Genomic DNA, 22,796 nt, shown 5'->3' on the forward strand with positions numbered 1-22,796 from the left:
AAACCCATGAACGAATCTACCCCGAAATCATTAGATAGTAACCAGTTCATTACATCGCGCAGGGGCTTCATAGAAGGATCCTTGCTGGCCGGTACAGCAGTATTTTTTGGCGCACAGTCCGCCTTGGCTGCCACAGGCGAGGAGCCCCTATTGATGACGCAAGAATGGGACAAGACTTTTCCGCAAAGCAATCAGGTTGATCATGAGAAGGTAACGTTCAAGAATCGTTATGGCATTACCCTGGTTGCTGACCTATACCTACCGAAAAGTCGTATTAATGAACAATTGGCGGCTATTGTTATCGGTGGCCCGTTCGGCGCAGTGAAAGAGCAGTCCTCCGGTCTATATGCGCAAACATTGGCTGAGCGCGGTTTCGTTACGCTGGCTTTCGATCCATCTTATACCGGCGAAAGTGGCGGAGAGCCACGCAACATTGCCTCGCCTGACATCAATACTGAAGACTTTAGTGCCGCAGTAGACTTTATTGGTTTGCAGCCCTACGTTGATCAAGAATGTATTGGGGTCATAGGTATTTGCGGTTGGGGGGGGATGGCATTGAATGCTGTCGCTGTGGATAAGCGTGTTAAGGCTGTCGCGGCTAGCACTATGTATGACATGACGCGGGTCATGTCTAGGGGCTACAACGACAGCATGACTTCCGAGGAGCGGGCGCAAACACTGGAGCAGTTGAGTCGGCAGCGTTGGTTAGATGCGGAAAACGGGAGGCCCGCTTATCAACCGCCTTACAATGAATTACAGGGTGGTGAGGCTCAATTTCTTGTCGACTACCATGACTACTACATGACACCGCGTGGGTACCACGTACGTGCAGTTAACTCGGGCAATGCCTGGACGCAGACCACACCGCTGTCGTTCATGAACATGCCGCTGCTGACCTATATTCATGAAATTTCGCCTCGCCCCCTTCTGTTGATTCATGGCGAAAACGCGCACTCGCGCTACTTCAGTGAAACCGCCTATGCAGCTGCCGCGGCGCCCAAGGAGCTTCTGATCATTGAGGATGCAAGCCATACTGATCTGTATGATCAAATGGATAAGATACCGTTTGATCGGCTGGCAGAGTTCTTTGACGAACATCTGAAGTAAACGCCACGTCGAGGCAGCTTGCGTTCTCATTGAGAATTTTCGTTCCAGTAGTGAGGGGCTGCGCCCGGATGGCGATATTCCTTCGGTGGAGACAGTGGCTATGGTCCTCACTTTGCCGAGGCTGGCTAGCGCTTTGATGGGGTTGACTTAGTCGGTCAGTACGACCCACGCTGGGCCTACATCCATTTGACGCCCATAATAGGTGAGCCCATCTTGCTTGATGATAGTGAACAGCGATTTAGCGTGTGGTGGGAGTGAGCTAAAAGCAAAGCGTTGTTAATCATCACTAGAGTGTCATTAGGTCTTCGATTAGCGAATTCCTGCCCGTAAAAACGACTGGACAAACTGACGCTGAAAGAGCAGGAAAGCGACTAGCAGCGGGGCGATGCTTAACAGCGTCGCAGCGCTAACGGTCGCCCAGTTAACCCCAGTTTCGGGCGCGGAAAATACCCCTAACCCTACCGTTAGCGGGCGGCTCTCTACCGAGTTGGTCACCACTAATGGCCAGATAAAGTTATTCCAGTGGTGGCTAATCGAGACCAGCCCGTAAGCAAGGTAAGTGGGCTTGGCTAGCGGTACGTACACCTTCCACAAAATTTCCAGCCAGTTGCAGCCTTCGATGCGGGCGGCGTCTTCCAGCTCCCTTGGAATGGTTTTAAAGGTTTGGCGGAGCAGAAATATACCCAGGGCGCTGGCTACGTAAGGTAAGCCAATTCCGGTGATGGTGTTGATTAGCCCCAGCTCACTGGCGATGCGGTAGTTCTCGACAATTAACACTTCTGGGAATACAAAGAGCTGAATTAGCACCAGCATAAACAGAACGTTCTTGCCGGGAATCGGAAAGCGCGCAAAGGCAAACGCCGCCAGGGTACAGACTACAAACTGACCAATCACCACCCCTGTCACCAGTGCAAAGGTGTTCAGGTAGTAGCGCGCAAAAGGCGCTTGAGACCAGGCGTTAGTGAAGTTCTCCAGCGTCAGCGGGGCGAAGAGCGCAAAGTTGACCATAAACTCGCTGGGGTGGAAAGCGGCCCAAAAGGCATACAGCAGCGGAAAAATCCAAATAATCGCCAGTAGCCACGCGGCCACGGTTTCCAGCGCTGGAATTGAGAAGAATCGGGAGCGGGGCGCATAGGCAGTGGTCGTATTCATTGATAGTGCGTCCTGCGATCTAAAATCGTGAACTTAAGCGTGGCCACTACCGCGAGCACCAGCAGAATCACCACCGTAATGGTGGCTGCCGTGGTGCGATCAAAGAACGAGAACGCATTCTCGTAAACGTAGTAGAGCAGCAGGTTGGTGGCGTTATTGGGCCCGCCCTTGGTCAAGATAAATAGGTGATCCACGACCCGCACCGAGTTAATCAGCGCATTGATGAGCACAAACAGCGTGGTGGGCATGAGTAGCGGAAATGTCACCCGCCAGAAAAAGCTCCAGCGGCTAGTGCCCTCTAAATCAGCGGCCTCTTTTAACTCGGGTGGCATGCTCTGTAGCGCCGCCAAGTAGAAGATCATAAAAAAGCCGGCTTCTTTCCACACCGACATCACGATCACCGAGCTGAAAGCAAGGCTTGGATCGCCCAGCCAGTTCACTCCGGATAAGCCCAGCATACCGAGCAATTTATTGAATAGGCCGATCTGCGGCGCGTAGAAAAACATCCAGATATTGGCTGCGGCGATCATGGGGAGAATCGTCGGCGTAAAGTAGGCCATACGCACAAAGCCCCGCCCGCGAAGCTTGCCATTGACGAATAGCGCCATACCCAAAGCCAGCGCGATAGACGTAGGAATCGTACCGATGGCGTAGATTAAGTTGTTACGCGCTACTTTCCAAAACGTCGGGTCATCGAACAACACCTGATAATTTTCAAGGCCGACGAATTCAGTGGGTGCACCGCGAAAGCCGGGTAAAAACAGGCTGTTAATGACCGTTGTTACGGTCGGTAAATAAGCAAACGTCGTTAGCAGTAGCGCAGCTGGCAGTAGCAGAAGCGCGCCGTAGAGCTGCATTTTGCGGTGGTTGGTGAATGACATAGTGACGTACCGCACGTTGAAAAAGCCGGGGCGCGCCCCGGCGAATAGTAAAATGGCTAACGATTAGCGGGCGTAGCGGCGTAACACGCTATCGGCCTCTTGCTGCGCTTGGCTAAGCGCTTCTTGCGCTGTCATTTGGCCGGTCAGCGCTGCTTGCACGGCGTTATCCAGTGCGCGGCGAATGCGGCCACCCTGATAAGTGGAAAGCTCTGCCGTGCCATGCTCAAGCTGGTTGCGGGCAACCGCGGCAGGTGGGAACTCTTCCACATAGCCTTGCAGCGCGTCGGTTTCGTAGGCAGCGGGGCTAACGCCCATATAGCCGGTTTCAATCGACCAAGCAGCGGCGCGCTCGGGAGCGGTCATCCAGCGAATAAAGGTCATCGCTGCGCGCTGCTCTTCTTCTGTCGTATCTTCAAAAATGTAGAAGTTACCGCCACCGGTGGGGCTGCCACGCTGGGTTTTCATCGGCAGCATAGCGACGCCAAAATCAAAATTGGCTTCGCTGCGTACCGCGGTCAGGTTGCCCGTGGTGTGCCACATCATTGCCGTGGACTCTTCAAGGAAGTTCTGGCGCAGGGTGCCCCACTCAATGGTGCCGTCAGGCATGGCATTGTGCTCGGTGGCTAACGATACCCAGTACTCCAGCGCTTCAACCGCTGCGGGGTCGTCGAAGTAGACCTCGGTGCCATCTTCGCTCATTAGCCGGTGGCCGTTCTGAAAAGCAAAGGCCTGGAACATCCAATAGGGGTAGCCAGTCGATGGCACCATCACGCCCCACTGCTCGCCGTTGGAGGCTTCGCGCACGGTAGCGGCCATCTCGGCCATCTCTTGCCAGTTTTCTGGGGGCGTTTCGGGGTCTAGGCCAGCGGCTTCAAAAGCGTCTTTGTTCCAGAACAGTACGATGGTGGAGCGCTGGAAGGGGATGCCGTAGGTTTTGCCATCCAGTTGGCCATTTTCCATCAGCCCTGGGTAGAAGCCATCGAGCCATTCGCGCTCTTCATCGGTTTCGACCAAGTCATCAAAGGCGACGATGGCGTTCTGCTCAATCAGCTCGTAAAGATCGATGGAGAACATGACCGACAGCTGCGGCGTTTCGCCCGCTTCCATCGCCGACATGGCGCGCACGCGGGTGTCGTCGTAGTTACCGGCGTAGATCGCTTCCACATTGATATCGGGGTATTCGCTTTCAAACTCTTCCACCAGAGTATCAACGACGTCGGTGAGTGCACCGCCCACTGCGACCGGGTAGTACATGGTCAGATCGACGCTATCCGCGCTTACCTGGGCGGCGCTTAACAAGCCCGCTGCCAGGGCGGTCATTGCAAAAGGGGTACGCAAACGCATAAGAGACTCCGCAAGTGTCAATACTGCTGTCAGTGTTGGAAAGAGCCCACCGCCGGTGGGCGAGGAACGCTTCGAGATGAGCTGGGTAAGGGGAGCGTCGTTAGGTCATCCCGCCGCAGGCCTTCAGCATCGAAAAGGTGTGTATTCTGTGACGTCCAGTAGAGGCTGCATGGCTGACCTGTCAGTGCCTGCTTGCCGCTAAGCCGCACGCGTAGGGTGTGCGCCCCCACTGCCACATAAGCAATGGTGTCCGCTCCCAGATACTCTTCACTTAATACGTTAGCGGGCACGCCGGAACCTGGTGCGATGCGCAGTTCGATATCTTCCGGGCGGATGCCCAAATGTCCGCCAGCGGCGTCCAAGGGGGCTACGGGGGTACTTGGTTCGCCTTCGATAACGGCACCATCTTTGCCGGCTACTAGTGGCAGCAGGTTCATGGCGGGGCTGCCAATAAAACTGGCGGCAAAAGCGCTAGCGGGGCGGTTATAAAGCTCGTCGGGGGTGCCGTCCTGGACGATTTTGCCGTGCTGCATCAGAATCACACGATCGCCCATGCTCATCGCTTCCACTTGGTCGTGGGTGACGTAAATCACCGTCATAGTCAGGCGACTTTGTAGTGCTTTGATTTCCCTACGCATGTCGCTGCGCAGCCGAGCGTCCAGGTTGGATAGCGGTTCATCCATCAGGCAGATCGGGTGTTCGGAAATAATCGAGCGCGCCAAGGCAACCCGTTGGCGTTGGCCGCCGGAAAGTTGCGCAGGTTTGCGGTCTAGGTAATCGGTTAAATCAACCAGTTCGGCGACCTTAGCCAGTCGCTGGCGCTGCTCATCTTTGGGTACCTTGCGGCTGCGCAGGCCAAAAACGATGTTGTCGGCAACGCTCAAATGCGGAAACAGCGCGTAGGACTGAAACACCATGCTCAGCCCACGGTCGCCGGGCGGCAGGCGGGTAACGTCGCGCTCGCCGATATGAATACGCCCGTCGCTGGCCTCTTCCAGGCCCGCGATCATGCGCAGCGTGGTGGATTTACCACAGCCTGAAGGGCCGAGCAGAATGACAAATTGCCCAGGCGTGACGTCGAAAGAGATGTCATCGACGGCAGTAGTCGCGTCCCAACGTTTAGTGACGCGTTCCAAGCGAATACGCGATTGGTTTGACATAGCACACACATCACCGGCTGTTGGTTGTTATTGGTTCAGCTTGTGTTGAAGGTGTTGCCGTTGTATGACACTTACATGGATGGTTGATGACAGCCGTTGTGTCAAGCGGAAAATTCACTTGGTGACTTTGATGCCGTAACGCTGAAGCCTGCGCACCACGCTGGATTGGCTAATCCCCAGCCGTTCAGCGATGGCGTACGTGCTGGGAAGCGTTTTGCTCAACGCTTCCAGTGTCTCGCGCTCTAGTCTGGCGAGGTACTGCTTTAGGGTTTCTTCGGGGGCTAAGGCGGCTATTGGCGAAGAGATTGACGTTTGCGGCAGATTAGCAGGGGGCTGCTGCGTAGGAAGGCTAGGTGCTTCAATTTGATCCGTTGGGCTGGATAGCCAAGCTCTTTCCAACCAGTTTTCAAGCTCGCGGACGTTACCTGGCCAGTCGCTTCCCATTAACGTTGACCATACTGGATTGCCCAGGATTTTTTGCCGCCCATAGCGTTGGTTAAGGCGCTTCAAACAGGCTTCCACGAGATCAGGAATATCTTCTCGGCGGTCGCGCAAAGGGGGAAGTGTGACCGGTATGACGTTGAGACGGTAGTAAAGATCCAGGCGAAATAGGCCCGCTTCTACTTGTTTAGCTAGATTCTGATTTGTGGCGACAACTAAGCGAAAGTCCACTTTGCGCGGTCGTGTATCGCCTAACCGGGTAAGGCTTCCGTCCTGGATAACTTTTAATAGTTTGGTTTGCATTAATAAGGGAAGCTCACCGATTTCATCGAGAAACAGCGTGCCACCTTCCGCTTGCTCTAGTAAGCCTGCTTTTCCTTGGCGAGCCGCGCCGCTGAACGCGCCGGGCTGATAGCCAAACATCTCAGACTCAAATAAGTTTTCGGGAATGGCCGCACAGTTAACCTCAATAAAGGGATGGTTATGGCGTTGGCTCCAACGGTGCAACTGTTTGGCAAACGCGGTTTTTCCCACGCCCGACTCTCCCAGCATCAATACATTAGCGTCCGAGGGGGCGACCCGTTTGAGAAGCAAGGCGACTTCACGCATAACGTGGCTTCGCGCCTGCAAGTTATCCAGCGCGTCGTCCAGCGCTTGTTCCTCGGCACCGTGGGCTGCTTGGCTACGTTTTAAGTGCTCACTAAAGCGTTTCTGGAGTAGCGCATATTCGTCTTGTAGGAGCTGTAAGTCGGTTAAGTCTCTGGAGCGGCTGATAACACGCTCTAACTTCCCATTCACAAAGACAGGGTAGGCTTGAGCTATCACACGGCGCCCGGTGCCTGTTACCTGCATAAGTTGGGCCGGCTGGTGGGTGCGCATCACTTCTAAGGTGATGGATGGCTTCAAAATGCCTGCTTGCTGAAGCTGGTAAACGCTACTACCTAGCAATTCTTCCCGGGGCGCGCCATAAACAGCCTCAGCGCCGGGGCTGATATCAAGCACTCGACCCTCTCCGCTGACGATGAAGAAGTGATCGTTGGCGGTTTCTACAATGGTTTTTAGCACGCACTTATCGATTTCACTCACAGCGATTGTCTCTTGAGTAACCTGTAATTCATTTTTGCATCAATGATGCATAGATGACTTAAGTGTACGTGATTTTGATTCATTACTGCATCAATAATGGCTGAAAGCCCTATTATTAGGGCGTTTAGAGACTTGGCATGTTCTGTGCAATGTAGTTGTTATTCCGAGCTACAACATGAACAACGCCAAGGAGATCTGTATGTCTGATTTTAACCAGCCGCTTGGGGGCAATAGTATGCCGCGCTTTGGTGGGCCAGCCACTATGATGCGTTTACCCACTCAGGAAAGTGCTGCTGGCTTAGATGCTGCTTTTATCGGTATTCCAATGGATATTGGTACGTCTAACCGGCCTGGTACGCGTCTTGGCCCACGCCAGATTCGTGATGAATCTCGCATGCTGCGACCCTATAACATGGCGACCCGCGCCGCCCCGTTTGAAAGTTTACAAGTGGCCGATATCGGTGACGTGCCCATCAACACGTTTCACCTGCCCAAAAGCGTCGACATCATCACGGCCTTTTATGATGACGTGCTTAAACACAACTGCATTCCGCTAACGTTGGGTGGCGAACACACCCTGACACTGCCCATTTTACGTGCCATTGCCAAAAAGCATGGGCCAGTGGGGCTGATCCATATCGATGCCCATGCCGATGTGAACGAGCACATGTTCGGTGAGCCAATTGCTCATGGCACGCCGTTTCGCCGTGCTCAGGAAGAAGGCCTGTTAGCCCACGGCAAAGTGGTGCAAATTGGCCTTCGTGGTACCGGTTACGCAGCCGAAGATTTTGATTGGTGCCGAAGCCAGGGTTTCCGCGTTGTTCCCGCTGAAGAGTGCTGGCATCGCTCGCTTGCTCCCTTGATGGAAGAAGTGCGCGAGCAGATGGGCGATGTGCCTGTCTATATCAGCTTCGATATCGATGGCTTGGATCCTTCCGTTGCGCCAGGAACGGGAACGGTAGAGATGGGCGGACTGACCTCAGCGCAAGGGCTGGAAATTGTGCGCGGTGCGGCAGGCTTGAACATCGTCGGCTGTGATCTAGTGGAAGTGTCGCCTCCTTATGACCCCAGCGGTAATACCGCATTGATGGGCGCCACACTGCTGTACGAAATGCTCTGCGTGCTGCCGGGCGTGAAACACAGTGATTAAGCTGTCCTGAAATAGCTCATAAATAAAAAGCGCTTACCTGACAAAGCGCTAATGGTCAGAGAAATGGCAGGCTGCTTATTGCCTGCCAGGAAGCCACCAGCCCACCTCCAATAATCACTTCCAATAGGTGAACCGTATGTCTTTCTCTCAAGTAAAATTGGATGACGCCGAGCCGTCGGCTCCAATTCAGCGTGCTCATTTGCTGAAGTTTTTGATTCCCTCCTTAATTGGCGTCCTCTTGTTTTTGGTGCCTTTTCAAGTGGGAGGAACGATTAATATTGGCATGGGCCTAATGGCCGATGGGTTGCAGTCGCTGCTTGGCTCTGCACTACCTGCCATTGCCATGCTAGTCCTATGTCTGTCCGTAGTGATAACGCTTTACGTTAAAGTGGCAAAGCCTAACTGGGCGCAACGTGGTCACTTTCAAGAGATGTTTGACGTAGACACTATTTGGGTAGTGATGCGCATCTTAGGTGGCATCTTTGTCGTCATGACCTTTTTTCAAGTCGGCCCAGAATTTGTGACGGCACCGTTTACTGGCGGCGTAATGCTCAATGATTTGGCGCCGGTGCTACTGACGTTCTTCTTCTTTGCGGCGATTCTGCTCCCGTTTTTGGTCGAATTTGGCTTTATGGAATTTATCGGCACCATGGTGCGTAAGCCGTTTCGGGTGATTTTCAATCTTCCTGGGCGCAGTGCTATCGATGCAACGGCTTCTTGGATGGGGTCAGGCACCGTGGGGGTATTGATCACCGCCCAACAGTATGAGCAGGGTTATTACAATGCTCGTGAGGCATCGGTCATTGCGACTAACTTTTCAGTGGCTTCCATCGCGTTTAGTTTACTGGTTACTAACTTTGTTGATATCAATCATCTCTTCGTACAGTTCTACTTTACGGTAGTCGTGTCAGGGCTGATTGCTGCCATCATCGTGGCGCGGATTCCCCCTCTATCGCTCAAATCTAACGACTACTACGAGCCTGTTGGCTGCCAGTTAAGCGAGAAGCGCACCGAAAATGTAGGGTTGTTTCGTTACAGCTTGCTCCAGGCAACTCGCCGGGCAGCGGATGCGCCAGGGCCAAAAGAGTTGGTGCGTTTAGCACTACTCAACGTGATTGATATCTTTTTGACACTGCTGCCTTTGGTATTTGCCATCGGCACCGTCGCGCTGATTTTAGCCGAGTTTACTCCACTGTTTACCTGGCTCTCTTACCCCATGGTGCCGGTGCTTGAGTTGCTGCGTATCCCTGAAGCACAAGCGGCTGCTCCAGCGACGTTGGTCGGGTTTGCCGATATGTTCTTACCAGCAGTGCTGGCGACGAATATTGAAAGCGAGCTGACCCGTTTTGTGATCGCTTGCTTGTCCATGACACAGCTGGTGTATATGTCGGAAATTGGCGCGTTACTACTTAAATCAAAAATCCCTATTAAGCTCTGGGAGCTAGCCGCCGTTTTCTTACTGCGCACGGCCATTACGCTGCCCATCATCGCCTTTATGGCCCATACATTTTTCTTCTGAGAGGGCCTGTCATGAACGCTGACGCAATGCGCAATCACTCAACCATGACCTGTGCCGAGCTGTTGATCCACCTGCTACGTGAAACCTATGGCGTTCGTACTCTGTTCGGTATTCCGGGCGTGCATACGGTGGAGCTGTACCGAGGGCTTGAAGGTAGCGATGTGCGCCACGTAACCCCGCGCCATGAGCAGGGCGCAGGGTTTATGGCCGACGGCTATGCCCGCGCCAGCGGTCAGCCTGGGGTATGTCTGATTATCACTGGCCCGGGAATGACCAATATTGCTACTGCGATGGGCCAAGCCTTAGCAGACTCTATCCCCATGCTGGTGATCTCCAGTGTTAACCGCCGGGATACGCTGGGGCTAGGCCAAGGTCGGCTGCACGAGCTGCCCAGCCAGCAGCAGATGATCAGTGGCGTGGCGCGGTTTAGCCACACGCTATTGGATGCCAATACGCTACCTGACGTGCTGGCCCGCGCCTTTGCGATCTTCAATGGTGCGCGCCCAGGCCCGGTGCATATTGAAATTCCGATTGATCTGTTCAATGCGCCGGTGAAGGTACCGGACAGTTGGCAAGCGCCAACGCTTTACCGAGCAGCGCCTGACCCAGAAGGGCTTGCCGAAGCTGCCCGTTTGTTAAAGGCCGCGAAACAACCCTTGCTGCTGCTAGGTGGTGGTTGTGTGGCAGCGCCAGAGGCAGCCCGGGCATTGGTAGAGAGGCTTGATGCCCCTGCGGTGACGACTATCAATGCCAAAGGGCTGCTGGGTCGCGACCATCCGCTGGATTTGGGCGCGAATGCCGCGCTGCCTGCGGTGCGCGAACTAGCGGCCAACGCCGATGTGATTTTGGCGGTGGGTACCGAGCTTGGCGAGACCGACTACGATGTCGTGTTTGATGGTGGCTTTCACCTCCATGGAAAACTGATTCGAATTGACCTCGACCCTGAACAACTGGTGCGTAATCAGCATACAACGCTTGGTTTAGTGGGCGATGCCGGACGTAGCCTAGCGCTTCTACTCGCTCATTTCCCCGAACCTTTGCAGCGCCACGGTGTTGAACGCGGTATTGAACGAACAGCCACTACGTTGAGTGCACTTAACCTGGTTAATGATCCGGCTTTTAGCGACTTCGTGCCGCTTTATAAGACCCTGGCTGACCATCTGCCGGAGGCGATTTTGGTGGGTGACTCCACTGCACCGGTGTATGCGGGCAACCACCTAGTCAGCCAGCCAGCGCCAAGGCGTTATTTCAATGCCTCTACCGGCTACGGCACCTTGGGTTATGGGCTGCCAGCAGCGCTAGGTGCGCAGTTAGCTCGCGCTGATCTACCTGTGGTGGCGCTTGTCGGTGATGGCGGGGTGATGTTCACCCTTGCTGAGCTTGCTACCGCGGTGGAGGAACGCCTGCCGGTGGTAATTGTGCTGTGGCACAACGCAGGCTACGAAGAAATTCGCCGCTATATGGATGCCAACGGTGTGGCTCGTTTGGGCGTGGATATTCAAGCCCCCAACTTTCTTACTTTGGCCGAAGGGTTTGGTTGCCCAAGCGTGCGGGTAGAAAGCCCTGAGGAGCTTGCAAACTCACTCGCTAAGCGTGTTTCAAGTGGCCCGTTACTCATTGAAATAGACGCGGCTGCTTGGCAGCGTGCGTGCCGAATTTCCGACCAGGATACGTAGATGCCGTTACTCAACCAGCAAGTTATCAATCAGCAGTTCATCAACAACCAATGGGTTGCCTCAGCAGGCACGCGCATGCTCGATGTGATGAATCCTTATCGCGAAGCGCGTATTGCCCAGGTCACGGCGGGGGACGCGGCAGATGTCGACGCTGCCGTTAAAGCCGCTCAGCAAGCACAACCTGCTTGGCAAGCGCTGGGTGGCGCTGCGCGAGCAAAGTACCTAGATAGCTTTGCCGATGCGTTGGAGACCCGCCGAGAAGCGCTAATCACTCTGTCAGCCACTAATAACGGTAAACCGCTTGCAGAAGCAGGCATTGACCTGGACGACGCGATTGCCTGTTATCGCTATTACGCCAAGCAGGCCAGGGTGTTAGATGCTCGCCAGGGCGAACTGGTCAGTGTGGAAATGGAAGGCGTTGAGGCGCGTACGTATCATGACCCTGTGGGCGTCGTGGGGTTGATTGCTCCCTGGAACTTCCCGCTGGTGACAAGCGCCTGGAAGCTGGCGCCCGCGTTGGCAGCCGGTTGTACCGCAGTGCTCAAGCCGTCAGAGGTAACGCCGCTCCCCGAGTTGGTACTGGCAGAAATTGCCCTGGAAATTGGTCTGCCAGCCGGTGTGCTGAACCTGCTTAACGGCGATGGCGAGGGCATTGGCGCACCGCTAACCAATCACCCAGGTGTGGATAAAATCTCTTTTACGGGCAGTAACCGAGTCGGCGAAGCCGTTATGCAAGCTGCTGCCGTTCGCACTGCCAGTGTCTCCCTAGAGCTAGGTGGAAAATCGCCGATTCTGGTAATGGAAGACGCCGACCCAGCCCAAGCCGCCGACTGGGTAATGGCGGGTATCTACTTTAATGCCGGGCAAATCTGTTCAGCGACTTCGCGTTTACTGGTACATGAAAACGTAGCTGAAGCACTCTATACCGCCCTAGCTGAGCGGATGGATGCGCTAACCCTGGGCGACCCACTCGCCGAAGGTACCGACTTAGGGCCGTTGACCAGCGCTAAGCAGCGCGATGCGGTACAACGCTATTTAGACTTAGCAGCGCAAGAAGGCCTAACGGCAGTGCGCGATATTACCCATCGCACGTTACCCACGCAGGGCTACTTTTTAGCGCCGACGCTTTACCGTGATGTGCCGCTGGAAAGCCGCTTGTGGCAAGAGGAGATTTTCGGCCCAGTGCTCTGCGCACGCAGCGTTACCAGAGAAGAAGAGGCGATTAAACTCGCCAACGATAGCGCTTATGGATTAGCTGCGACGGTGATTAGCGGTGATCCTGAGCGGGCAAAGCGCATTGGTCGCCAGCTAAAAGCCGGTAGCATTTGGTACAACAGCGAGCAGCTGGTGTTGCCTGAAACCGCCTGGGGCGGCTTTGCTCAAGCGACTGCTCTGGCGTCATGCGAAGGTTTGCCAGGCCATGGCTATCGCTTGCCGACATCACCAAATTAATTTCATCCACCTGGCAGGCAAGCGCACGCTCTGTGCCCTTAAGGTTAGGCACTAAGACGCTGATATCGACGCCTGCCCGGCGCTGAATACCAGTGACAACATCCGCAGCATCGCGCAGGTTAGGAATCGCTTTGGGTGACGTAAACGAGGTGGCCTCGATGCGCCGCAGGCCGGTGGTGGAGAGTGCGTCGATCCAGCGGATCTTATCGTCTGTGGGGACAAAGCGCGCTTCAATCTGCAGGCCGTCACGCGGGGCGACTTCATTAATTTCTATTCTTGTCGGACAGGGCATGGGTTGACTCGTGGACTTGTGCATAGCGCTCTCCTTAAATAATGCCCGCTTGACGCAGTTTGGCGCGGGTTTCCTGGTCAATACCCAGTTCATCCAGCACGTCATCGGTATGCTGGCCAAGCGCCGGGCCGCCATCTCCGATCCGCCCTGGGGTAGCGCTAAGTTTGGGCAGTACACCGGGTACTTTTAATGGTTTGCCGTTGGGGCGGGTGAAGGTTTGAATCATTTCCCGCGCCAAGTAATGGGGGTCAAAGGCAATATCTTCGGCGGTGTACGGATAGCCTGCTGGCACACGCGCCTCATCCAGCGCTTTAAGAATCGCCTCTCTTGGGCGCTCTTCAGACCACGCTTGAATCGCTGCGTCGATCATTTCAGCCTGCTGACTGCGGCCATCGTTGTGGGCTAGCGCGGGGTCGTTGGCCAGATCATCACGGCCAATCACGCCCATCAAGCGTTTGAAAATGCTGTCGCCGTTACCGGCAATCAGTACGTAATCGCCTCCTTGGCAGCGGTAAGCGTTAGAAGGCGTAATGCCGGGGAGGGCGCTGCCGCTAGGTTCGCGCACCTGGCCGCTGGCATCGAATTCCGGCAGTAGGCTCTCCATCATGGCAAATACTGACTCATACAGCGCCACGTCGATCTCTTGTCCCAGGCCGCTGCGGTTGCGCTCTTGCAGTGCCAGCAAGGTGCCAATGACAGCGTATAGCGCGGACAGCGAATCACCAATGCTCACACCTACCCTGACGGAAGGCTCTCCCGGCTGACCGGTGAGATAACGCAGCCCGCCCATGGCTTCACCCACCACACCAAAGCCGGGCTTGTCGCGGTAAGGCCCCGTTTGTCCGTAGCCGGAAATATGCACCATGATTAATCGTGGGTTGAGTTTTGAGAGCGCTTGCCAGCCCAGCCCCCAGTTATCTAATGTGCCAGGGCGGAAGTTTTCCACCACCACATCAGCCTCGGTAGCGAGTTCGCGCACCAGCGCTTGGCCCTCTTCACTGCGCAAGTCCAGCGCCACCGAGCGTTTGTTACGGCTCTGTACGTGCCACCAAAGCGAGGTGCCTTCCTCAAGCATTCGCCATTTGCGAAGGGGGTCGCCGGTGCCAGGTGGCTCAATTTTAATCACATCGGCACCAAATTCGCCCAACAGCTTGGTCGCAAATGGGCCTGCAATGAGCTGCCCAAGTTCAAGGACTTTCAGGCCTTCTAAGGGAAGCTGGCGCGCTTCGGGAGCATGCATTAAGGCTCTCCTGGTCGTGTCGTTAATATTGTTGCCTACCAGCATGCGTGAGCCGCTTAGGCGCGACAATTAGGCAATGGGTAACAAAGGTTTCGTGACTGGCGAAGGTATGCGCTAGCATAGTCAGGTTACTTTTCAGGAGTTTGCCGAGTTGCGCCGCTTTGATTTTTTTACGCTCAAGCTGTTTATCTCTGTTGCAGACGAAGGCCGCTTGACCGCGGCTGCCGAACGCGAACATCTAGCCCTTGCCGCCGTTAGCAAGCGAATGAGCGATCTTGAAAGCTTGGTCGGAGCAACGCTACTTTACCGTAAACCCCGTGGCGTGGAGCTAACCCCGGCAGGGCATGCGTTTTTACATCATGCGCGGCGCATACTCGACAATGTTGAACGCTTACAGGCAGAACTTAGCGAATATGGTGAAGGCGTGCGTGGGCATGTGCGTATTCATTCCAACACCTCGGCGATCATCGCGTTTCTTCCCCAAGATCTCAGCGCGTTCTCTCGTCACTACCCTGAAATCAAAATCGATCTGCAAGAGCGGGTTAGTAATGAAATTATTGCCGCTGTACGGGATGGCTTAACCGATATTGGTATTTTTGCTGGGCATGTGGCTGCGCCAGACTTACAGATAATTCCGTATCGGCGTGATCGCTTAGTGCTAGTAACGCCTGATAAACACCCGTTAGCGGAGCGAAGCAGTATTGCCTTCAATGAAGCGCTCGCTTTCGACTTCATCGGTTTGCAGCAAGATGCGTCACTGCAAGCGCTATTGCTTGAGCAGGCTAATCTATCGGGAAGAGCGCTGCGAATGCGCATTCAGGTACGTAGCTTTGATGCTATTTGCCGCATGATTCACCATGGCATGGGGGTCGGCGTGCTGCCAGAACAAACGATCTACCGCGAGCTAGGTGATCTGCAGCTTAAGAGCATCCCGTTGAGCGACGCCTGGGCCCAACGGGAGCTTGTGATTGGCGTGCGCCGCTACGCGACGCTTCCTGTCACGGCAAGGCACATGGTGGACCTGCTGACCGCAGAAAAGCATTCAGCGTTATAAAGTTCATCAAATCGGCGCTTAATCCCGCAGTATCGAGGGGGCCGACCACTGCTGACAAAGCGGTATCACTTCTAAGCGCGTGATATTGATATGCGGCGGAAGTGAGGCTACATGGAACGCTTGGTCGGCGATATCCTCAGGCTGAAGTGGTTCCGCTCCTGCGTAGTAGCTATCGGCTATCTGGTGGTCACCTTTCATGCGAACCAGCGTAAATTCACTCGCTGTCATCCCCGGGGCGAGGTCGGTCACTCTAACGCCCTGGGGGCCAACGTCGCAGCGCAGGTTATAGCTAAATTGTTCTACAAAGGCTTTGGTGGCGCCATACACATGCCCACCAGGGTAAGGCGTATGAGCGGCGATAGAACCCAGGTTAATGACCGTTGAGCCAGGGCCAGCGGCGATGAGCTTGGGCAATAGGTGGCGTGTGACAGTCACTAACCCTTTTACGTTGGTATCAATCATGCGGTGCCAATCATCCAGCTCAGCGTTTTGTGCTGGCCCCTTACCCAGCGCTAGTCCTGCATTATTGATCAGTGTATGCACGTGCTGAAAGCGTTCTGGCAACGCCGCAACCACGTTGGCAACGTCTTGTGGGTTACTGACATCCAATTGAGCGATGTGCACAGGTACGCTGTTTTTCAGTGAGTTATAGAGCGTCTCTAAGCGAGTTTGACGCCGTCCTGTTAACACCAGTGACCAGCCCGCTTGGGCAAAACGGTGGGCACAAGCAAGGCCGATTCCAGAAGTGGCGCCGGTAATAAACACGACGGGTGCGACTTCGTGCATGATGAAAGCTCCTGGCGAAAATGGCGGTTGAAGCCGCGGCTAAAAACAGCAGACAAGCGCCATTGAGATAGCCTAAGGGTGCAGTGGGTATTCATCTTTGGTCGTATGCTGATAATAGGGTGCGTAGTTTAGCGCGCTATAGCGGCGTTTCTAGCCATCGTATTTGACGAAGTCAGCCTTCATAAACGTCGATTTGAGCCGCTTGGCTGCTTGTTTCAAGATCAATCAAACAGCAAAAATGCTGTGATAAGTATCACGCTTAATAACCATAACCACATCCAATAACGACAACCGTAGAGAGTCATCCTATGCGGACAACATTGCTTACCACGCTGGCCACCCTGGGTATGCTAACGGCGGCCCCCTTTGCCTTGGCAAACCCGATCGAAATTCAAGTTAACAACACCATGAGCGAAGGCGGCTCTGAAAGCGCAGCAGTCGAGCGCTTTGCCGAATACCTAGAAGAGCAGGCTCCAGGCCGTTTTGAGGTGCGTCCTTTTCTAGCAGGTTCACTCGGCGGTGAAAACGCGGTGCTGGAACTGCTCAACTTAGGTCAAACCCAGATTTCTATCACTGGCGGCAACTGGCGCCAGCAGTATGCGCCAGAGTATGACGCTATTACCGTGCCGTTTGTTTTTTCAACCTGGGACGAAGTCGATGCCTATATGGAAAGCCCTTCCGGCCAGGCATTGATTGAGCAGGCTGAAAATCAGGGTGGTCTTAAATATTTCGGCACCCAACACCGTGGCCCACGCCACATGACTGCCAACAAGGCGATCAATAGCCCTGAAGACTTAGACGGCTTCCGTTTACGCCTGCCATCGCTTCCCGTGTGGCTTGAGGTGTGGGAGGAGATCGGCGCTCAGGTAGTTAACGTTCCCGCGCCGGAAATTTACTTGGCCATGCAAACAGGTCAAGTCGATGGCCATGAAAACTCGCTCTCCTCGCCCTATACCCGCCGCCTGTGGGAAGTGCAGGATCACATCATTATGACCAGTCACGTGCAGTTCCCTTGGAACTGGGTAGCCAGTTCACGCTGGTGGGATGGGCTAGAGGCGGAAGATCAAGCGTTGATCGAGGAAGCCATCCATGTCGCCAGGGAGCATGGTTCGGAGCGTGAGCGTGAGCTTGATGAGTACTACCTGACGGCGCTACAGGAAGAGGGCATGACGATTATCGAACCCGATATTGAAGCTTTCCGCGAAGCGGCGTTGCCTGCGATTGATCGTGTCATGGCCGATATGGCTGATGGCGTGCGTGAAGATGCGTTAGGTAATGAAAGCCAGTAATTGCTTGTGCTAAATGAACAACGGCGGCCTATCAGGCCGTCGTTGTAGTTTTAAAAGATACCTATTTAAGCCTTATTAAGCCTCAGGAGCGTTCCCGTGGATTCAGCTATGCCGCCCAGAAACGGGCCGGATAGAATCGCTTTTTATGTGTTGCGTTACACCACCCGTCTTTGCGATGGGGTGGGGGTGACGTTAATGGCCGCGATATTACTGCTCATTGTGTCTGCAGTGGTAGCCCGTGACTTACTTGGGTTGGGGATGCCCTGGACAGAAGAAGTTGCGTCACTGCTGGCCATTTATGCCATTGGCTTTGGGTCTATCTCTGCGTGGGTACGCAGTGAGCATTTAGTGGTTGACCTGTTCAGCCACAAACTTTCTAGCTTAGGTAAAAATATACAGTATCGCCTTACTTCGCTGATCTCTTGCGGCTTTTTTCTGCTCGCGGCATGGGGCGCGTGGATTATGTCGGATATGAGCGCCAACAATAAAACCGTTTCGTTAAGTATTAGTTTCAGCTACCTCTACTACGGTATCTTCTTTAGCTTCGCAAGCATGGCGGTCATCGCCCTTTGGAAAACGCTGCGCGGCCCGGTTTTCTGGCTTGAAGCACCCCGCGAAGAAGAGGTGACGGCACCATGACTGAATTACTAATTTTTGTTGGCGGCCTGCTGGTTCTAATGGCTATCGGGCTGCCTGTTGTGGTTGCCATCGGTGTTACTTCATTTATTGCTTTGGTATTCACCGGTACCGGAGGGTTGCCCGTTGAGCTACTGCCACTGCGGATGGTGCAAACGCTCAACAATTTTACGCTGTTGGCCATTCCGCTGTTTATTTTGGCAGCCAATATTATGAATATTGGCTCAACAACCACGCGTATTTTTGACTTCGCCACGGCATTAGTAGGCTTTACCAAAGGCGGTCTTGGTCACGCTAACGTAGTGGCCAGCTCTATTTTTGCCACCATGTCGGGTACTGCCGTGGCTGACGCGGCGGGGCTTGGCAGCATTGAAATTAAAGCCATGAAAGAGCGTGGCTATGATTTGGGTTACGCCACTGGAATTACCGCCGCCTCTAGCGTGATTGGGCCGATTCTGCCGCCCAGTATTGCGCTAGTAGTGTATGGCTGGCTGGCCAACGTGAGTATCGGCGGGCTGTTTATGGCGGGGCTACTGCCCGGTATTTTGATGGCATTATTGCTGATGGGAATGACGGTAATGCTCGGGGCAACAGGCAAAGTAGTGATGCCTAAGCCTACACCGTTTGATGCCTGCGAGGTCGTTCGAACCGGCAAGCGCGCTATTCTGCCCTTGATGATGCCCGCCATTATTGTCGGTGGTATTTGGGGGGGCTTCTTTACGCCAACGGAAGCGGGTGCCATTGCCTCGCTCTATGCGGTTATTTTAGGCGGCCTGATCTATCGCGACTTAAGCTTGCGCGACTTGTTTAATGCTTTCCAACGTACCCTTATGTTCAGCGCCGTGATTCTGCTGATTATTGCGGTATCCAGTTTTTACGGCTGGATTTTGGTACGCATGGGTATTCCACAAGCGTTGGCGGGACAGGTGGCCAGCATCGATATGCCGACGATTGCGTTGCTGCTCTGCTTTGCGCTGTTTTTCCTGCTTATCGGCTGTTTCATGTCGGTCATCGAGAGCATCCTGATCTTCACTCCCATTGTGGTGCCTGCTGCGCTAAGCGCGGGGTTAGACCCTGTCCATTTCGGCATTGTGATGGTCATTACGCTTTCAGTGGGGGTTATCACACCGCCCTTTGGCACGGTGTTGTTTCTAATGGTGGGCATTACGCGGCTACGCTACGGGCAAGTAGTTAAAGCGGTGTTGCCGTTTTTGCTTCCTATTCTGGCCACCATTTTAGTGTTGATCGCGATACCTGGCCTTGCCACGTGGCTGCCTCGGGTGATGGGGTATTAATCCCCCAAACCTCGTTTGTCATGCTGCAGCGGGGCTCATGTGTCATTGATAAACAATAAATCACTAATTAAAGATCGCTGCGTCATTAGATTGGCATGCACGATTTTTATTCAAGTAATTGTATTTATAGTATTTTTTATTTTTTTTGGCATTTCCTGGTATGGCGGATGCAGTGTATTAGGCAAGAGCAGAGTGTTAGAAAGACGCGATGTTCTTGCCACTAACCAACGTTTTCAAATTATCGAATTTTTTGATTACCGAAAACTGAAGTGAAAGCGAAGCCATATCAGGAGGCATGACTATGAAAAAGGAAGCTCTTAAGAAACTTGGCATTTTAGGCGTATCGTTTGGTTTAATCGCTAGCCCGCTGGCCTTTGCTGGCATGGAAGGCAACGATGATTACGAGCCCGCTCCTCAGGAAGAAACGACCCAGGATGAGCAGGGCGCTTACAACTCTTTCGACTCTGATCAAGAGCAAGGTGCCACCACTGAAGGCGCTACTAATGAAGGTATAACGACCGAGTACGAAGAGGAAGAGCAAGAATTCACTTATGAAGAGGAAGAAGAAGAGCAAGACACATGGGAAACTGAAGAGGAAGATGATTCCGGTTGGTAACTCATGACTGCTAAAGGATTAACTTCTATTCCGGTTCACGGATGAGCCATGAAATGCCCCGCCAGTTGCGGGGCATTTTTGCGTTAAAAGATGTTAAATAGGGGGTGGGGAATGAATAGGCTATGGTTAGAGTTCTATTACTAACATCAGCCACAAGGACGTTGCCGACGTGTTGAACTGGAAGGAGGTTCCACAGCTTCCTAAAGCGCAAGGACGAATCGAAGCGATTGATCTCGCGCGTGGTATTGCCATTGGGCTGATGATTATCAGTCATGCCGTTAGTGGTTTAGTAGGCATGCGTCATGTGCCCGACTGGGGCATGGTGCCTATCCACTTTTTGACTAAGTTCTCGTCCTCACTATTTATTCTAGTGTTCGGCATAGCGCTGGCGGTGGCCTTCCTTGCTTACACGCAAAGTGACGATTGGCCTCGGCGGCGATTAAAGCTATGGGTAAGGGCCATTGAGGTTTGGTTTTGGTATAAATCGCTGATTATTATCGAAATGCTACCCTTTAGCTCGCCAAGCGATATTGTTAATACGCTGCTCTATGGGCGATTTGCTATCTGGGTAGAGATTCTCGGTTTTTACGCCATTGCCTTATTATGGGTGCCATTAATATTGCCGCTGTGGGCGCGAACGCCACTGTGGGGACGTTTGGCGACCATCGCAGGATTAACGGCGCTTTCAGCGTGGTTACAAGGCTTTTCCTTTGGGGGCTACGAGCTCTTAAAAGCGTTTCTGGTGGATCATGAAGAGCACTATGCCTGGGGACAGCTTAGCCGCGCCCCACTAATATTGTCTGGCTTATTGATCGGCGAAGCGCTGTTACGCTGCTATTTCGATGCCACCTTACGCCGCCGTTTAATTCTTTGGCTGGCAGGGTCGGGGGCGCTGATGGTCGGCGCTTTTTATGGCATAGCCATCGCCGGGGGCGATGTTCATGGTGCGATGATGGCGGTGGCTCGTAATGTGGGAAAACACCCGCCAGGGATAAACTTTATGCTGTTTAGCGTGGGTGGCGCGTTGGTGCTGCTTGGGCTTGCCTTAGCGGGTGGCGCAGCCGCTGCGAAAGTACTGTTGCCGATCACGCTCGTCGGTAGTGATGCGCTCAAAGCCTTTATCTTCCATATCGTGATGATTTTTCTGGTACTGCGTTTTTTATTGGAAGGCGAGGGTGCCTACAGCTACCCGCAGGCACTTGGCATTGGTGGTTTGTTAATACTCGGCGCCGCGCTGTGGATTTGGCTAACCCGCTGGATGGCGGCTCATCGCTAAACGCGAGCAAACTAACGGGAGTTGACGATTTGCGACACTGGATACAGCGCGGGCTGATGGTAGTAGCGCTGTTAATAGCACTGCCCGTTCATGCAGATTGGTATTATGCAGTCGATAAACAGAGCCGCTGGCAGGGTGACTTAAACGCCCGCATGGCCGCCATCGAAGAGGTGTTTGGTGGGCAGCTGGGCGTGTATGTGCAGAATTTGGCCAGTGGTGAAGCCTATTCCTGGAAAGCCGATGAGCCATGGTATTTGGCCTCGCTGATAAAGGTACCGGTGGCTGCCCAAGTGTTGGCCGAACGCCAAGCTGGCAGGTTAGCTCTTGATGAGCGGATTACCCTGGCGCGCAGCGACTATGTGGATGGTGCAGGCCCGGTTAACTGGCATGATCCAGGCACGCCTATTTCTATTGGTTATTTGTTGGAACAGATGATCACCGTTAGCGATAACACTGCGTCGGATATGCTGATTGATCGTGTAGGGCTTGAAGCAGTGAATGAACGGGCAAAGGCCATGGTGGCAGCGAGCGGAGGAAGGCCCGGTCATATAGGGCCGATTAGCAAGCTCGTTGGCGTACGCCAAGGTGTGTATGGCCAGCTTCATCCAGATGCCCAAGACTTAGAGGGTTTAGATTTTATGGCGCTGCGCAAGCACAGTGTTAGCCAGCGACCGGAAGCGTTAGCCCGTGCCCTTAGCGTGCGCCAAGATGCCTTCGAGCAGCCTGACTACGACCGCGCCTTTGATGCCTACGAAGCCACGGGTGAGAACGCAGGCACGTTGCGCGCCTTCGGGGATGTACTAGCCTCGCTTCACCATGGAGGTATGACGGATTTGAATACCGAGCAGCGCCAAACGCTGCTGGCGGTATTGAGCCGTACTTCCTCTGGCGAGCGCCGCTTGAAACAAGGGTTGGGCAGTGACATTCATTTTGCCCATAAGACCGGTACCCAGCACCGTCGTAGCTGCGATGCGGGTATTGCCTCGCGCATTTCGTCAGCCCAGAGGTCTTGGGTAATTGTCGCCTGTAGCCGAGGCCCGCTGTCGGTAAGCGCCCACGAACGCGCCTTGGCAAGTGTTGGTGATGCGCTACGTTTTAGTGGTGCATTAGCTGACCTTTAATCAAGCTAACGCTAGCACCTAACGCCGTACCAGCATGATAAACTGAGCCAATGCTCTGTTGATGTTTCACGGCCTGTCGTTGGAAAGTTGTAGCGCTTGGTGGCTAACGACGCGGGTGCCTCATTCGCTCGTACCTCGCGAGATTCGTTACACCGCGCTACGGTAGGTGCCATAGGTTTTGTAGCGCGTATATGGACTCCTCCTCGTCTGCAAGCACAAAAGG

19 protein-coding genes and 1 pseudogene are annotated in these 22,796 nt (G+C 54.0%); 12 read left to right on the forward strand and 8 right to left on the reverse strand.

From position 1 onward, the window contains the following. Positions 1–6 precede the first annotated feature (6 nt). The gene (locus tag INT19_RS05870) at positions 7–1,107 is read left to right on the forward strand and encodes an alpha/beta hydrolase (protein WP_193060088.1); all 1,101 of its coding nucleotides are present in this window, start codon (positions 7–9) and stop codon (positions 1,105–1,107) included. Between the two features lie 309 nt (positions 1,108–1,416). Here INT19_RS05870 and INT19_RS05875 read toward each other — a convergent pair whose 3' ends face one another. The 5 genes from INT19_RS05875 to INT19_RS05895 form a co-directional block, all read right to left on the reverse strand. Beyond that, positions 1,417–2,259 carry a carbohydrate ABC transporter permease gene (locus INT19_RS05875; RefSeq protein ID WP_193060089.1) on the reverse strand — a complete coding sequence of 281 codons (843 nt, stop codon included), beginning with the start codon at positions 2,257–2,259 and terminating at the stop codon, positions 1,417–1,419. Continuing rightward, entirely contained in the window at positions 2,256–3,140 is an 885-nt protein-coding gene (locus INT19_RS05880) for a carbohydrate ABC transporter permease (protein WP_193060090.1), read from the reverse strand. Before INT19_RS05880 ends, INT19_RS05875 begins: the two co-directional genes overlap by 4 nt. A gap of 63 nt (positions 3,141–3,203) precedes the next feature. Then, positions 3,204–4,484 carry an ABC transporter substrate-binding protein gene (locus INT19_RS05885; protein ID WP_193060091.1) on the reverse strand — a complete coding sequence of 427 codons (1,281 nt, stop codon included), beginning with the start codon at positions 4,482–4,484 and terminating at the stop codon, positions 3,204–3,206. Between the two features lie 29 nt (positions 4,485–4,513). Next, the gene (locus INT19_RS05890; RefSeq protein WP_193060092.1) at positions 4,514–5,644 is read right to left on the reverse strand and encodes an ABC transporter ATP-binding protein; all 1,131 of its coding nucleotides are present in this window, start codon (positions 5,642–5,644) and stop codon (positions 4,514–4,516) included. 114 nt (positions 5,645–5,758) lie between these two features. Then, complete coding sequence (locus INT19_RS05895) at positions 5,759–7,171, reverse strand: sigma-54 interaction domain-containing protein (RefSeq protein WP_193060093.1); 1,413 nt, start codon at positions 7,169–7,171, stop codon at positions 5,759–5,761. Positions 7,172–7,370: 199 nt separating this feature from the next. Here INT19_RS05895 and speB point away from each other — a divergent pair, with 199 nt between their 5' ends. From speB to INT19_RS05915, 4 genes are all read left to right on the forward strand, one after another. Beyond that, positions 7,371–8,321, forward strand: coding sequence for an agmatinase (gene speB, locus INT19_RS05900; protein WP_095603720.1), 951 nt, complete (start codon positions 7,371–7,373; stop codon positions 8,319–8,321). Between the two features lie 136 nt (positions 8,322–8,457). Continuing rightward, the gene (locus INT19_RS05905) at positions 8,458–9,840 is read left to right on the forward strand and encodes a YjiH family protein (RefSeq protein ID WP_193060094.1); all 1,383 of its coding nucleotides are present in this window, start codon (positions 8,458–8,460) and stop codon (positions 9,838–9,840) included. An 11-nt stretch (positions 9,841–9,851) separates the two neighbouring features. After that, complete coding sequence (locus tag INT19_RS05910) at positions 9,852–11,516, forward strand: 5-guanidino-2-oxopentanoate decarboxylase (RefSeq protein WP_193060095.1); 1,665 nt, start codon at positions 9,852–9,854, stop codon at positions 11,514–11,516. Further along, complete coding sequence (locus INT19_RS05915; protein WP_226924492.1) at positions 11,517–12,968, forward strand: aldehyde dehydrogenase family protein; 1,452 nt, start codon at positions 11,517–11,519, stop codon at positions 12,966–12,968. Here the strand turns inward: INT19_RS05915 and INT19_RS05920 are convergent. Both INT19_RS05920 and INT19_RS05925 read right to left on the reverse strand, forming a co-directional pair. Further along, positions 12,892–13,284, reverse strand: a pseudogene (locus tag INT19_RS05920) (hydroxymethylglutaryl-CoA lyase); the annotation flags it as partial. The gene INT19_RS05915 and the pseudogene INT19_RS05920 overlap by 77 nt on opposite strands. A 10-nt stretch (positions 13,285–13,294) precedes the next feature. Beyond that, positions 13,295–14,500 carry a CaiB/BaiF CoA transferase family protein gene (locus tag INT19_RS05925; RefSeq protein WP_193060096.1) on the reverse strand — a complete coding sequence of 402 codons (1,206 nt, stop codon included), beginning with the start codon at positions 14,498–14,500 and terminating at the stop codon, positions 13,295–13,297. 151 nt (positions 14,501–14,651) lie between these two features. Between INT19_RS05925 and INT19_RS05930 the strand changes: the two genes are divergently transcribed. Continuing rightward, positions 14,652–15,554 (forward strand): LysR family transcriptional regulator, encoded by a 903-nt coding sequence (locus INT19_RS05930; protein WP_038478477.1) that lies wholly within the window; start codon positions 14,652–14,654, stop codon positions 15,552–15,554. Between the two features lie 18 nt (positions 15,555–15,572). Here INT19_RS05930 and INT19_RS05935 read toward each other — a convergent pair whose 3' ends face one another. Then, positions 15,573–16,340 carry an SDR family NAD(P)-dependent oxidoreductase gene (locus INT19_RS05935; RefSeq protein WP_193060097.1) on the reverse strand — a complete coding sequence of 256 codons (768 nt, stop codon included), beginning with the start codon at positions 16,338–16,340 and terminating at the stop codon, positions 15,573–15,575. 308 nt (positions 16,341–16,648) lie between these two features. Here INT19_RS05935 and INT19_RS05940 point away from each other — a divergent pair, with 308 nt between their 5' ends. The 6 genes from INT19_RS05940 (at position 16,649) to INT19_RS05965 (ending at position 22,573) form a co-directional block, all read left to right on the forward strand. Next, on the forward strand, positions 16,649–17,629 hold the full coding sequence (locus tag INT19_RS05940) for a TRAP transporter substrate-binding protein (protein WP_095603725.1): 981 nt from the start codon (positions 16,649–16,651) through the stop codon (positions 17,627–17,629). 108 nt (positions 17,630–17,737) lie between these two features. Next, positions 17,738–18,268 (forward strand): TRAP transporter small permease, encoded by a 531-nt coding sequence (locus tag INT19_RS05945; RefSeq protein WP_226912500.1) that lies wholly within the window; start codon positions 17,738–17,740, stop codon positions 18,266–18,268. Continuing rightward, positions 18,265–19,560 carry a TRAP transporter large permease gene (locus INT19_RS05950; RefSeq protein WP_193060099.1) on the forward strand — a complete coding sequence of 432 codons (1,296 nt, stop codon included), beginning with the start codon at positions 18,265–18,267 and terminating at the stop codon, positions 19,558–19,560. The genes INT19_RS05945 and INT19_RS05950 overlap by 4 nt, the downstream gene beginning before the upstream one ends. 301 nt (positions 19,561–19,861) lie before the next feature. Continuing rightward, positions 19,862–20,176: a hypothetical protein gene (locus INT19_RS05955; RefSeq protein ID WP_193060100.1), complete on the forward strand. Its 315-nt coding sequence runs from the start codon at positions 19,862–19,864 to the stop codon at positions 20,174–20,176. Positions 20,177–20,345: 169 nt separating this feature from the next. Beyond that, a complete protein-coding gene (locus INT19_RS05960) occupies positions 20,346–21,452 on the forward strand; it encodes a heparan-alpha-glucosaminide N-acetyltransferase domain-containing protein (protein ID WP_193060101.1) in 1,107 nt (368 codons plus the stop codon). Positions 21,453–21,508: 56 nt separating this feature from the next. Then, the gene (locus INT19_RS05965; protein WP_193060110.1) at positions 21,509–22,573 is read left to right on the forward strand and encodes a serine hydrolase; all 1,065 of its coding nucleotides are present in this window, start codon (positions 21,509–21,511) and stop codon (positions 22,571–22,573) included. Positions 22,574–22,796: the final 223 nt, after the last annotated feature.

Source organism: Halomonas sp. 3A7M, from assembly GCF_014897875.1.
GTDB lineage: Bacteria > Pseudomonadota > Gammaproteobacteria > Pseudomonadales > Halomonadaceae > Vreelandella.